The sequence below is a fragment of the Microvirga arsenatis genome, from assembly GCF_009910705.1.
In the GTDB taxonomy this organism is placed as follows: domain Bacteria; phylum Pseudomonadota; class Alphaproteobacteria; order Rhizobiales; family Beijerinckiaceae; genus Microvirga; species Microvirga arsenatis.
This window is the reverse complement of the sequence record NZ_JAAAXJ010000003.1, coordinates 112,087-125,007: the sequence shown is the minus strand read 5'-3', so window position 1 is coordinate 125,007 and position 12,921 is coordinate 112,087. Positions and strand designations below refer to the sequence as shown.

12 protein-coding genes are annotated in these 12,921 nt (G+C 66.5%); 5 read left to right on the top strand and 7 right to left on the bottom strand.

Annotated features, from left to right (window positions below):
• Positions 1 to 35 precede the first annotated feature (35 nt).
• Entirely contained in the window at positions 36 to 1,451 is a 1,416-nt protein-coding gene (locus GR303_RS06705; protein ID WP_161723597.1) for an FAD-binding oxidoreductase, read from the bottom strand.
• A gap of 183 nt (positions 1,452 to 1,634) precedes the next feature.
• Between GR303_RS06705 and GR303_RS06700 the strand changes: the two genes are divergently transcribed.
• A complete protein-coding gene (locus tag GR303_RS06700; RefSeq protein WP_161723596.1) occupies positions 1,635 to 2,177 on the top strand; it encodes a thioesterase family protein in 543 nt (180 codons plus the stop codon).
• A 22-nt stretch (positions 2,178 to 2,199) separates the two neighbouring features.
• Here the strand turns inward: GR303_RS06700 and GR303_RS06695 are convergent, their stop codons facing one another.
• Complete coding sequence (locus GR303_RS06695; RefSeq protein ID WP_161723595.1) at positions 2,200 to 2,457, bottom strand: hypothetical protein; 258 nt, start codon at positions 2,455 to 2,457, stop codon at positions 2,200 to 2,202.
• A gap of 151 nt (positions 2,458 to 2,608) precedes the next feature.
• On the opposite strand from GR303_RS06695, the gene GR303_RS06690 reads away from it, so the two are divergent.
• The gene (locus GR303_RS06690) at positions 2,609 to 4,984 is read left to right on the top strand and encodes an ATP-dependent helicase (RefSeq protein WP_201751939.1); all 2,376 of its coding nucleotides are present in this window, start codon (positions 2,609 to 2,611) and stop codon (positions 4,982 to 4,984) included.
• 57 nt (positions 4,985 to 5,041) lie between these two features.
• On the opposite strand, the gene GR303_RS06685 is transcribed toward GR303_RS06690, so the two are convergent.
• Positions 5,042 to 5,923 (bottom strand): manganese catalase, encoded by an 882-nt coding sequence (locus GR303_RS06685; protein ID WP_161723594.1) that lies wholly within the window; start codon positions 5,921 to 5,923, stop codon positions 5,042 to 5,044.
• A gap of 205 nt (positions 5,924 to 6,128) precedes the next feature.
• On the opposite strand from GR303_RS06685, the gene GR303_RS06680 reads away from it, so the two are divergent.
• Both GR303_RS06680 and GR303_RS06675 read left to right on the top strand, forming a co-directional pair.
• Positions 6,129 to 7,400 (top strand): SAM-dependent methyltransferase, encoded by a 1,272-nt coding sequence (locus GR303_RS06680; protein ID WP_161723593.1) that lies wholly within the window; start codon positions 6,129 to 6,131, stop codon positions 7,398 to 7,400.
• 159 nt (positions 7,401 to 7,559) lie between these two features.
• Positions 7,560 to 8,480, top strand: a complete 921-nt coding sequence (locus GR303_RS06675; protein ID WP_161723592.1) for a 50S ribosomal protein L11 methyltransferase — start codon at positions 7,560 to 7,562, stop codon at positions 8,478 to 8,480.
• 140 nt (positions 8,481 to 8,620) lie between these two features.
• On the opposite strand, the gene GR303_RS06670 is transcribed toward GR303_RS06675, so the two are convergent.
• Complete coding sequence (locus GR303_RS06670) at positions 8,621 to 8,845, bottom strand: hypothetical protein (protein ID WP_161723591.1); 225 nt, start codon at positions 8,843 to 8,845, stop codon at positions 8,621 to 8,623.
• 287 nt (positions 8,846 to 9,132) lie between these two features.
• Between GR303_RS06670 and GR303_RS06665 the strand changes: the two genes are divergently transcribed.
• Positions 9,133 to 10,953 carry an aminopeptidase P family protein gene (locus GR303_RS06665; protein WP_161723590.1) on the top strand — a complete coding sequence of 607 codons (1,821 nt, stop codon included), beginning with the start codon at positions 9,133 to 9,135 and terminating at the stop codon, positions 10,951 to 10,953.
• Here the strand turns inward: GR303_RS06665 and GR303_RS06660 are convergent.
• The 3 genes from GR303_RS06660 to GR303_RS06650 form a co-directional block, all read right to left on the bottom strand.
• Positions 10,950 to 11,249 (bottom strand): AzlD family protein, encoded by a 300-nt coding sequence (locus tag GR303_RS06660; RefSeq protein WP_161723589.1) that lies wholly within the window; start codon positions 11,247 to 11,249, stop codon positions 10,950 to 10,952. The genes GR303_RS06665 and GR303_RS06660 overlap by 4 nt on opposite strands.
• The gene (locus GR303_RS06655; RefSeq protein WP_161723588.1) at positions 11,246 to 11,956 is read right to left on the bottom strand and encodes an AzlC family ABC transporter permease; all 711 of its coding nucleotides are present in this window, start codon (positions 11,954 to 11,956) and stop codon (positions 11,246 to 11,248) included. Before GR303_RS06655 ends, GR303_RS06660 begins: the two co-directional genes overlap by 4 nt.
• Before the next feature lie 66 nt (positions 11,957 to 12,022).
• Positions 12,023 to 12,889, bottom strand: coding sequence for an AraC family transcriptional regulator (locus tag GR303_RS06650; RefSeq protein ID WP_161723587.1), 867 nt, complete (start codon positions 12,887 to 12,889; stop codon positions 12,023 to 12,025).
• Positions 12,890 to 12,921: the final 32 nt, after the last annotated feature.

Sequence of the window (12,921 nt, the reverse complement as noted above, 5' to 3'; positions counted from 1 at the left end):
CGGGAACCGGGAGCGCCGTTCGCCGTGTTCCACCGTCAAAGCGCAACGATCTTGCCCGGATTCATGATGTTGTGGGGGTCGATGGCCTGTTTCAAGACGCGCATGAGGCCGAGCGCCGCCGGCCCGTGCTCGATCTCCAGATACTTCATCTTCTTTTGGCCGACCCCATGTTCGCCGGTGCAGGTGCCCTCCATGGCCACCGCCCGCCGCACCAGCCGGTCGATGAAGGCCTCGCAGGCCTCGATCTCCCTCGGATCGTCCACGTTCACGAGGGGCTGAACATGGAAATTGCCGTCGCCCACATGGCCGACGATGGGAGCCACGAGGCCGCTTTCGAGGATGTCCTGCTTCGTCGCATCGACGCACTCGGCAAGCCGCGAGATCGGTACGCAGACGTCGGTTGCCACCGACTGGGCGCCGGGGCGCAGACCCTTGGCGGCCCAGTAGGCGTCGTGCCGGGCCTGCCAGAGGCGGGAGCGCTCCTCGGGCTTCGTGGCCCACTCGAACGGCCCGCCGGCGAACTCGGCCGCGATGTCGCCGAAGCGCTCGGCCTGCTCACGCACGCCAGCGTCGGAGCCATGGAACTCCAGGAGCAGAAGCGGGCTCTCGGGGAGAGACAGCTTGGAGTGGAGATTGACCGCCCTCACCTGCACCTCGTCCAGGAGCTCGATGCGGGCGACCGGGATGCCGGACTGGATCGTCATGATCACGGCGTCGCAGGCGGCCTTCACGGACGGGAACGGGCAGATGCCGGCGGAGATCGCCTCCGGGATGCCGTGGAGCTTCAGGGTGATCTCGGTGACGATGCCCAGCGTTCCCTCCGAGCCGATGAGGAGGCGAGTGAGATCGTAGCCGGCCGAGCTCTTCTTGGCCCGGCTTGCGGTCTTCACGATCTCGCCATCGGGCAGCACGGCGGTGAGCGCCAGGACCACATCCTTCATGGTTCCGTAGCGGACCGCGTTGGTGCCCGAGGCCCGGGTGGCGACCATGCCGCCGATGGATGCGTCCGCGCCGGGGTCGATGGGGAAGAACAGGCCCTTGTCGCGCAGGTGCTCGTTGAGCTCCTTGCGGGTGACGCCCGCCTCGACCACGCAGTCGAGATCCTCGTCATGCACGGCGATGATGCGCTTCATCTGGCTCAGATCGATGCAGACTCCGCCATGGGGAGCGTTGATGTGCCCCTCCAGGGAGGTGCCCGCGCCATAGGGAATGATCGGAATTCCATGGGTGGCGCAGAGCTTGACGATCTCGGACACCTCCTCCGTCGTGCGCGGGTAGACCACCACGTCCGGCGGCTGGTTCTTCACCCAGGTGAGCGAATGGCCATGCTGCTCGCGCACCGCGGCCGAAGTCACGACCCGGTCGCCGAAGCGCCCGGTCAGCTCGGACAGGAGGGGGGCGAGGGAGGCATCCGTCGGGGCCTGACGGGCAGGAGCATGGGGGGCGTTCATGGAAGCTTCAGATCCGTTCGTGAGGCTTGCTTTCCCCATAGCTACCAGAACCGTTGCAAAGGCAACACTCCGGATGAGAAAGATGCCGCACCCCTCATGCACGAGCCGCCGGATCGTGCTAACATTGTTTCTTCCCGTCGGCGGGAGTGGACGTTTGAGGAGCATCAGGGGACGAGTTTGACCATGGGAAAGCGGACCCCCGTCTTTTTCTTCGCGCCCTTCGTGTCCTCCACGATGCGGGTCGAGCCCGCATGGATCGACTACAACGGCCACATGAACATGGCCTACTACCATGTGCTCTTCGACCGGGCGGTGGAGGAAGGGTTCAGCCTGGTCGGCCTGGGCCAGGATTACTTCGAAAAGCGCAAGGCGTCCTTCTTCGCGGCCGAGATCCACACCGTCTACAAGCGTGAGCTGAAGATGCACGACCGGGTGCGCGTCACGCTCCAGCTCGTCGACTACGACGAGAAGCGCATCCACTACTACATGGAAATCCGCCATGCGGGAGAGGGCTGGGTCGCCGCCACCATGGAGGGCCTGTCCCTCCACGTGGACATGGAGACCCGGAAGGTCCGCCCCTTCCCGGACGACATCGCCGCCAACCTGGCCGTGATGAAGACCACCCATGCGCGGCTGGCGAGGCCGCAGAACCTGGGGCGCGTCATCGGCATTCCGCGCAGGACCGAAGTCGGGGAGGCCATCCCGGCCTCGGGGACGCGCCACTGAGCGGCCCGGGCGGGAACAGGCATCACCCGCGCGGCATCGGCGGCAGCGGGCGAGGAGCGAACAGGCGGTCGCGCTCGATGCTCTGCCGGATCTGGTTGTTCTCCATCTGGATGCGCTCTTCCAGCCTGAGCAGGCGTTGATCCTGCTGGATCTGGCGGTTGATCGTCTTGGTCTTGCGCTCCGCAGGGCTTACGCGAGGCAGCCGTGTCTGGGCCTCCGCCGGCACGGCCAAGGGCAGGAGCAGGCTTGAAACCATGGCAGCGGCGAGGGCGAGACGCATGCGACATTCCTCCTCAAGAGCCTCATGCCCATATGTGGCCCTGGAGCCCTCCTCCGACAATGAAGCCGGGGCCTTCAGGTTCGCCCCTGCGGCAGGATCGACAGGCATTCCGGGCTCGACGCCGTTCGCCTTTTGATCCATGGTCCCGCCGATGAATCAGTCCGATCCCAGACCCGATCCGCAGGACAGCCTCGCCCATGAGCCGGCGTCCGGCTCGCTGAGCGCCCGCGCCCGGGCGGCGGTTGCGCCGCAATCCCCCTATCTGAACGGCCTGAACCCGGAGCAGCGCGCCGCCGTCGAGGCGACCGAAGGCCCGGTTCTCGTCCTGGCCGGGGCCGGCACCGGCAAGACCCGGGTGCTCACCACCCGGATCGCCCACCTGATCGCCACCGGGAAGGCCTGGCCGTCGCAGATCCTGGCCGTGACCTTCACCAACAAGGCCGCGCGCGAGATGCGCGAGCGCATCACCTCGGTGATCGGGGACGTGGCCGAGGGGATGCAGTGGCTCGGCACCTTCCATTCCATCGGCACCAAGATCCTGCGCCGCCATGCGGAGCTGGTGGGCCTGCGCTCCGACTTCACCATTCTCGGCACGGACGACCAGCTTCGCCTGATGAAGCAGGTGATCGAGGCCGAGGGCATCGACGAGAAGCGCTGGCCGGCGCGCCAGCTCGCCGGCCACATCGATGGCTGGAAGAACCGGGGCCTGGGCCCCGATCAGGTGCCTGCCGGCGAGGCCGGAGCCTTCGCCAACGGCAAGGGCGGACGGCTCTATCGCGCCTATCAGGAGCGCCTGAAGGTTCTCAACGCCGTCGATTTCGGCGACCTCCTGCTCGAATGCCTGCGCCTGTGGCGGGAACATCCGGACATCCTGGAGCAGTACCAGAACCGCTTCCGCTACATGCTCGTGGACGAGTACCAGGACACCAACGTCGCCCAGTATCTCTGGCTGCGGCTCCTCGCCCAGGCGCGCAAGAACCTGTGCTGCGTCGGCGACGACGACCAGTCGATCTATGGCTGGCGCGGCGCCGAGGTCGACAACATCCTGCGCTTCGAGCACGACTTCCCCGGCGCGACCGTGATCCGGCTCGAGCGCAACTACCGCTCCACGGGCCACATCCTCTCCGCCGCCTCCGGCCTCATCGCCAAGAACCAGGGCCGCCTCGGCAAGACCCTGCGCACCGAGGACGAGCCCGGCGAGAAGGTGACGATCACCGGCGCCTGGGACTCCGAGGACGAGGCCCGGCTCATCGGCGAGGAGATCGAGGCGCTGCACGCCAAGAAGCACCCGCTCTCCGAGATCGCGATCCTCGTGCGCATCTCCGCCCAGATGCGCGAGATCGAAGACCGGCTCGTGACGCTCGGCGTGCCCTATCGCGTCATCGGCGGCCCCCGCTTCTACGAGCGCGCGGAAATCCGGGATGCGCTGGCCTATCTGCGCGTCGTGAACCAGCCTGCCGACGACCTCGCCTTCGAGCGCATCGTCAACGTGCCCAAGCGGGGCCTGGGCGATGCCACGATCCAGGTGCTGCACAACCACGCCCGCGCCGCCCGCGTGCCGCTGATGGAGGCGGCGCGCTTCATCGTCGAGACCGACGAGCTGAAGCCCAAGCCTCGGGCCACGCTGCGCGACCTCCTCATCTCCTTCGGGCGATGGGCGAAGCTGTCCGAGACCATGAGCCAGTCCGAGGTGGCGCAGACGGTGCTTGAGGAATCCGGCTACACCGACATGTGGCAGAAGGACAAATCGGCCGATGCGGCGGGGCGGCTCGAGAACCTCAAGGAACTCGTGCGCTCCATGGAGGAGTTCCCGGACCTGCAGAGCTTCCTCGAGCATGTGTCGCTCGTGATGGAGGCGAACGAATCCGATACCGCCGAGCGCGTGAGCCTGATGACGCTCCATGCGGCGAAGGGCCTGGAGTTCGACACGGTCTTCCTCCCCGGCTGGGAGGAAGGGCTCTTCCCGAACCAGCGGGCGCTGGACGAGAGCGGCCGCGCCGGCCTCGAGGAGGAGCGACGCCTCGCCCATGTGGGCCTCACCCGCGCCCGCAAGCGCGCCAAGATCTACTTCGCCTCGAACCGGCGCATCCACGGCCTGTGGAACTCGACCGTGCCGAGCCGCTTCATCGACGACCTGCCTGAGTCGAACGTGGAGATCGTCGAGGCCCCGGCCAACTTCTCCTATGGCGGCGGCTATGGCGGCTCGCGCTTCGACCGCATGCAGCCCTTCAGCGGTTCTTCCTACCAGACTCCCGGCTGGCAGCGCGCTCAGGCGCACCGCGCCAGCACCGACGACGGCGGATACTCGGCCCGCCGCTCGGGCGAGCGGCGCGGACCCGTGCTGATCGAAGGCGAACTGGTGGCAAAGTCCACGGGCGGCTCGGGCTTCAGGGTCGGCGGGCGCGTGCTGCACACCAAGTTCGGCCCCGGCACCATCGAGGCGGTGGACGGCAACAAGCTCACGGTCGAGTTCGACAAGGCCGGGCGGAAGATGGTGCTCGACAGCTTCGTCGAGGCTTTGGGCTGATCCAAGAAGATGCCCGGCGCAGGGCCGGGCATCGCAACATATCATTTCAAGAGAACCCTACTCCGCAGCCGCGGGCGGCACGGGAGCCGGCGGCGTGCCGTAGGTGCGCGGATCGACCGGGTTGAGGTTGCCCTCATCCTCGGTGAAGGCCGGGGGACGGTCGACATAGGTGAAGGTACCCTTGCCGTCCGGCGAGGGCCCCTGCGCCCACCGTCCCTGCTGGCTCTCCGTGCCTTCCGAATGGTTCAGGAACTGGTAGGCCACCTCGCCCTTCTCCAGCTCCTGCGGGAAGTTCGACGGCACCGGCGTCATCTCGAGCCCGTCCTCCTCCAATTCACGGATGGCGGCGAGCCATTGGTTCTGGTGCATGGTGTCGCGCGCGATGAGGTAGGAGAGCATGTCGCGAACGCCGGGATCGTTCGTCATGTTGTAGAGACGGGCGACCTGCAGGCGCCCCTGGCTCTCGGCCGTCACGTTGAAGCGGAAATCGGCGAGCAGATTGCCGCTCGCGATGGTGTAGGCGGATGTCCAGGGATTGCCGACGCTGTCCGAGGGCCGCGCTCCAAGACCTGCCACGATGTAGTGCTGGGCATTCATGCCGGCCACGATGGCATCCTCGACCCGGGCGCCGCCCATCACGGCTCCCACCACCGAGTTCTTGGCCATGTCCTCCTGCTGCTCGATCGGCGACGTTTCGAGCAGGCGGGCGATCATGGTGGCGAGCATCTCGACATGGCCGATCTCCTCGGTGCCGATGTCCATGATCATGTCCTTGTACTTCTGCGGCCCGCGGCAGTTCCAGCCCTGGAACAGATAGGTCATCATCACGCTGATCTCGCCCCACTGACCTCCCAGGGGCTCCTGGAGCATCTTGGCGAAGAGCGGGTCGGGTTTTTCGGGCTTGGCGTGATAGGCCATCTGCCGCTGGCGGAAGAACATCCGCTTGCTCCTGTTCCTGTCGTGTGAGTGACGGCTCCCGGCCCCTCAGGAGTCAGCCTCTCAACAGGAGCGACTCCCGGTTGTTCCCGCATCAGGCCGGATTTCCTGCATTTTAGACCAGTTCTGATCTGGACCTTCGCCCTCTAGCCACCTGCTCGTAACTGTGGAACCATCCGGCCCAAACGACCGATCTCGGGAGGTGCCGATGTTTCCCCTGTCCAACATGCTGAGATCCTTCGTGCGTGCCGGAACCTTGAAGGTGATCGATGCGGAGGGAGGTATTCACACGTTCGGTGGCGAGAAGCCGGGCCCAAGCGTCACCATGCGGCTGACGGACCGCTCGCTCTATCACAAGCTCTTCCTCAACCCGGAACTGCATGCCGGCGAAGCCTACATGGACGGGCGCATGAGCTTCGAGGAGGGCTCTACCTTGCGGGACTTCCTGAACCTCTTCTCGATGAACCGCTCCTCCCTGGCGAGTTACCCGCTGCAGAGCGTGCTCAAGCGCATCTCGCGAACGGTGAAGCGGTTCCAGCAGGCGAACCCCGTCGGCAAGGCGCAACAGAACGTCGCGCACCACTACGATCTGGGCAACGACTTCTACAGGCTTTTCCTCGACAAGGGCATGCAGTATTCCTGCGCCTACTTCGTCAACGACGACGACACGCTGGAGGAGGCGCAGCAGAACAAGCTTCGTCTCATTGCCTCGAAGCTTAGGCTGAAGCCTGGCCTGAAGATCCTCGACATCGGCAGCGGCTGGGGCGACCTCGCGCTCTATCTCGCCGCCATGGAGGACGTGGACGTCACGGGAGTCACGCTCTCGAAGGAACAGTACGAACTCTCCAACGAGAAGGCGCGTCGGGCCGGACTTTCTGATCGCGTCCGCTTCGAACTGCTGGACTACCGCATGGTTGACAAAAAATTCGACCGCATCGTCTCGGTCGGCATGTTCGAGCATGTGGGCGTGCATCATTACGGCGAGTTCTTCGCCAAGATCAACGCGCTGCTCGACGACGACGGACTGATGGTGCTGCATTCCATCGGCAAGATGAGCCCGCCCGGCACTGCGAGCCCGTGGCTCAGAAAATACATCTTCCCCGGCGCCTATTCCCCTGCCCTGTCGGAGGTGTTTCCCGTCGTCGAGCAGAACCAGCTGTGGGTGACGGATCTCGAATTCCTGCGCGTGCACTACGCGAAGACGCTCAATCATTGGCACCGGCGCTTCGAGGCGAACCGCGAAAGGATTGCCGCCATGTACGACGAGCGCTTCTGCCGCATGTTCGAGTTCTACCTCATCAGCGCCGAGACCATGTTCACCACCGGCAGCCAGCTCGTGTTCCACATGCAGCTCGCCCGCAAGCGCGACGCCGCGCCCATCGTGCGCGACTACATCACGGATGTGCAGCGCGAGTACAAGGCGAAGGAGGCGGAGCGCCTCAAGGTTCTCGAGCCGGCCAGGGAGCTGACGCCGGCCTGAGATCCGGCATCAGCTCGAACGATCCGCTGCTCTTCAGGTGAGCGCCCTGTCTTCCCCGTCCCCAAGCCATCGTGGGAGAGCTTCCACCCTTACGGTTCCTCCCGCTTCCTCGATTCACGGACAGGTGACCGCCGGCGTGAGCGGTGATAAAGCGGGGTCATGCTCGAAGGACTGCACCCCAACCGCCCCACCCATGTGTTCCGCATCACCACGGACGAGCGCTCCGCGCGCGCCATGACCGAGATGATCGGCGAGATCTTCGACCCTGCCGAGACCGCTGTTGCGTCGTTCGAGACGGAGGACGGCGGGCCGTGGATGCTGGAGGCCTATTTCGCCCACCAGCCCGACGAGGCCGCGATCCGCAGCCTGCTGCGCCCCATCGTGGGCGCGGAGGCGGACAAGGGCGTGTTCCTGCCCATCGAGCAGAAGGACTGGGTGAAGGCCTCGCTCGAGGGCCTGAAGCCGGTCCGGGCCGGCCGCATCTTCGTTCACGGCTCCCATGACCGGGAGCAGCGCCGGCCGAGCGACATTTCCATCGAGATCGAGGCAGGCTTGGCCTTCGGGACCGGCCACCACGGCACCACCAAGGGCTGCCTGCTCGCCTTCGTGGACGAGCTGAAGACGCGCACGCCGCGCCATGTGCTCGATGTGGGCACCGGCACGGGCATCCTGGCTTTTGCGGCGGCGAAGGTTCTGAAGCGTCCCGTCGTGGCGGGAGATATCGATCCGGAGGCCGTCCGCGTGGCCCGCGAGAATGCGCGGCTCAATGGGATCGGCGCCTGGATGAAGCTTTACGTGGGCCCCGGCATCCGCCACCCGGAGGCAGACCGTCCGGGCCATTTCGACCTCGTCTTCGCCAATATCCTGGCAAGGCCCCTGCGGATGCTGGCGCCCTCGCTGGCGCGGGTGACGAGCAATCGCGGGACGATCATCCTGTCGGGCCTGCTTGCCCGCGACGTTCCCGGCGTGCTGTCGGCCTATGCCCATCAGGGCTGGTATCTGCAGCGCCGCTACGACCTGGAAGGCTGGGCGGCGCTGGTGATGAAGCGGGGCAGCGCGCGAGCGCTTCCCCGCCGGTAAGGATCGTTACTCGGCCAGGACGCCCGGATAGCGCTTGGCGAGTTCGCGGCGGAGCTTGAGGGTCTCGACCCAGACTTCGCGGATGGCCTTCATGGCGGCGACGATGATCATGATGCTGTCTTTCCTTGCAAACGGGCTGGTTAGATCTTGAAGGGCAGAGGCTCGGACTGGTCGAGGAACAGGGGCGAGTGATCCTGCCTGCGGGCGAGATCGGTCATGAACGCCTCGTGGCGGCGCAGCTCCCGGGTGGCGCTTCTGGCGCGGCTCTCCATGAGAGCGGCCGCGACGCGGGCGGCAAGCTGCGACAGCTTGGACGGGGCCTGCTCCTTGCGGACGAGACTGGACGAAAAAACAGCTGTGGTCATGGGCTCATCTCCAACAGAACGGTGCCGAGACCCTTCAGCGCTCCTCTGTTCTTGTTGAAAGGAACATAGGCTCAGGCCGACTTTAGTAGAAGTCATAGGATCACATGCGAGACATGCACTTGGTGCAGAACGGGCTTCCGAAAGATTAACCTTCAGGCACTCGACGCATGCGTCATGAGCAGATTGCCTTCGCAGGAAGCGCCTCCTGCAGGCTCATCACAGTTGCGGCCGCGCCCTCTCCGGCCTAGCGTGCTGGCCTCTCCATTCCGCTTCCGGTGCTGCTTTCCATGGCTCAGTTCCAGTTCTTCGACGACACAACCTCCCCTGCCCAGGGCCCGGCGCACATTGCCAAGCTGCGGGCCGAGATGGCCCGCCGTGGGTTCGACGGCTTCATCGTGCCCCGCGCCGACGAGCACCAGGGCGAGTACGTGCCGAAAAGCGCGGAGCGTCTGGCGTGGCTCACCGGCTTCACGGGCTCGGCCGGCACGGCCGTCATCCTGCAGAACAAGGCCGCCCTCGTGGTCGACGGGCGCTACACGGTGCAGGCCGCCGAGCAGGTGGACACCTCCGTCATCACGCCGGTTCAGCTGGCCGACTCCACCCCCGAGGACTGGATCGCCGAGCACCTGCCGCCCGGCGGCACCCTCGCCTACGATCCCTGGCTTCACACCAGCGACGGCCTGAAGCGCCTGGAGCAGGCGGTGAGCCGCGCCGGCGGGCGCCTCGCGCCCGTCGACATCAACCTCGTCGACGTGGTCTGGATCGACCGCCCGGCGCCCCCGCAGGCGCCGGTGCGCCCGCATCCGCTCGACTATGCCGGCGAAACGACGCCGGCCAAGCTGGAGCGCATCCGCAGGAAGATGGCCGAGGCGAAGATCGATGCGCTGGTCATCTCCGACCCGCACAACCTCGCCTGGGCCTTCAACCTGCGCGGCGGAGATGTGGGGCACACGCCCCTGCCCCTGGGCTATGCCATCCTGCCCAGGGAGGGACGCGCGAGCCTCTTCTTCGATCCGGCCAAGGTGACGAACGAGGCGGGCGATGCGGTGGGCGACCTCGCCGAATTCGCCTCGATCAGCGGCTTCCAGACCGCCCTTGAAGAACTGGGCCGGACGGGCGGCAAGGTTCGCATCGACGCGGCCACCGGCGCGGTCGCCCTGATCCGGCGCATCGAGGCGGCGGGCGGCAAGGTCGATGTGGGCGCCGACCCCATCGCGCTCATGAAGGCGGTCAAGAACGAGGCCGAGATCGCAGGCTCGCGTGCGGCGCATCTGCGCGACGGCGTGGCAGTGGCCCGCTTCCTCGCCTGGCTCGACCGCGAGGCGCCTTCGGGCCGGCTCACGGAGATCGATGCGGTGGAGGCGCTGGAAGCCTTCCGCCTCGAGACCGGAGCGCTGAAGAACGTCTCGTTCCCGACGATCTCGGGCGCGGGCCCCAATGCCGCCCTGCCCCATTACCGCGTCACCACATCGAGCAACCGTGCCATCGAGGCGAACCAGATCTTCCTGATCGATTCCGGCGCGCAATACGAAGACGGCACCACCGACATCACCCGTACGATCATCGTGGGCGAGCCCGATGCGGAGATGAAGGACCGCTTCACCCGCGTGCTCAAAGGCCACATCGCCATCGCGCAGGCGGTCTTTCCGAAAGGCACGACGGGCGCGCAGATCGATGCTTTCGCGCGCAAGCCCCTGTGGGAGGCAGGCCTCGACTTCGATCACGGCACGGGCCACGGCATCGGCAGCTATCTCTCCGTGCACGAAGGCCCGCAGCGCATCGCCAAGACCGGCCACACGCCGCTGGAGATCGGCATGATGCTCTCCAACGAGCCGGGCTTCTACAAGCCCGGCGCCTACGGCATCCGCATCGAGAACCTGATCCTGGTGGAGCCGCGCACGATTCCCGGCGGCGACCGGGAGATGATGGGCTTCGAGACGCTCACCTTCACGCCCATCGACCTGCGCCTCGTGGAGCCTGCGATCATGAATGCGGACGAGATCGCGTGGCTCAACGCGTATCATGCGGCCGTTCGCGAGAAGATCGGTCCGCACCTCGATGCCGATACGCGCGCCTGGTTGGAGAACGCAACGCAGGCCATCGGCTAGAGCACGTTCCGCAGCACCACGACTGAAACCACGCCGACCGCCACCGTGCCGAGCAGCGGAAGCCGGAACGCCGCGACGGCCGTGATGGCGGCGGCGATGGCTTCCGCCCATCCGGTGGTGAGCGCGGTCGGCGCGATCACCGCCACGAGCACCGCCGGAGGAATCGCATCGAAGGCGGCCTTGGCGCGGCCGGTCAGCACGAGCCGGTCGGCGACGAAGAGGCCCACGATGCGCGTGAGGTAGGTCACCGCCGCCATGGCCAGGATGGCGATCAGGGTCGTCGTGTCGAGGCTCATGCGCGTGCTTCCTCAGGAGCAGCCAGGTAGGCGGCGGCGATGCCCGCGAGAGCGCCCGACGCCACGTGCCAGGGAGCGCCGACGAAGGTGTGCACCAGGGCCGCGACGGTCGCGCTGGCGGCAACGGTCACGAGCGTCACGCGGCTGCGGCCAAAGCCGGCCACGAGGCCGATGAACAGGGCCGTGAAGGCGAAGTCGGCGCCGATGCGCTCGGGATCGCCGAGGAAGGAGCCGAGGATCGCGCCGATCGTCGAGGACAGCGTCCAGTTCGCCCAGAGCACCGCGGCCATCGCAAACCAATAGGCTCCGGTCACCGGCCGCTCCAGGGCGCGGCGCTCGGACAAGGCCCAGGCCTCGTCGGTGAGGAAGAAATAGGCCAGCAGGGTCTGGAGCCGCGACATGCGGACCTTGGGCGTGAGCGAAGCCCCCATCAGCACATGGCGCGCATTGATCAGCAACGTCGCGAAGGCGAGCGTCAGGATGGGTGCCGGCTGGATCCAGGTTTCGATGGCGGCGAACTGCGCGCCGCCCGCGAAGACCAGGGCGGACATCAGCATGACCTCGAGCGGCGACATGCCTTTGGCGGCAGCGACCGCACCGAACAGGAGGCCGATGGGCAGGGCCGCGACGGCGACCGGCGCGATGTCGCGCAGGCCCGCCCGGACCTCCCGGCGGGGTGTGGAGACGAAGGGGTTTGCCTGATCCATGACCGTCCTCATTGCTCCGGCCTTATGCGCGACGAATCGTGAGACGTCTTGGATGAAAGTGCTTTCTCACGCGGCCCGATAGGCTCCCGGCGTCACACCCATGCGGGCCTTGAACACCCGGTTGAGATGGCTCTGATCGAAGAAGCCGCAGGCCGCCGCCACGTCACCCGGGGCCTCCCCTTGCTGCAGCAATCGGGAGGCAGCCCTGAAGCGCCGGTCGAGGAGATAGGCATGGGGCGTCAGCCCGGTCTCCTTGGCGAAGGCGCGGATGAAGTGGCTGCGCGACAGCCCCGCCATGTTCGCGAGGTTGGCGAGGTCCGCCTCCTCGCCTAGATGGGCATCGAGATAGTCCCGCACCCGCAGGATGCCCGTCGATCCGTAGCGGACACTCGGCAGGGCATCGAGATCGGCCCAGCGGGCGATCAGCCGGCTCAGGAAATCGATGAGGCGGGTGTCCTGCTCCATCTCGGAGGTCCAGCTTTCATCCTGGCAGAGGCAGGCATGGAGCCTGACCTGAGCCTGGAAAAGCTCGGGGTCGTCGATCACGGAATGCCGGAACCAGGGCGGACGGGACAGCGGGCGGCCTGCCACGTCCTCGGCGATCTCCTGCATCAGCTCCGGCGAGGGATAGAAGGTCCGGTACTCGAAGCTGCCGCCATGGGGCTCCCCGTCATGGATCTCGTCCGGGCAGATGACGCCGATGCTTCCGGCCGAGGCATAGTGCTGCACGCCGCGATGGAAGAAGGTCTCGCACCCTGCGACCACCGCCGCGATGGCGTAGGTGTCGTGGCTGTGGCGGGCATAGGCGTGACGGCGGAAGGTCGCACGCAGGCAGTCGAGGCCGCGATAGCGCGGCACCCGCCAGAAATGCGTCACGTCGCCCGCTCCAACCTGGGCAGGGTCGAGCGAGACCTCGGGGGAGACCACCGTCATGGCGCCACCATGCCACATCGAACTCTGTGTGT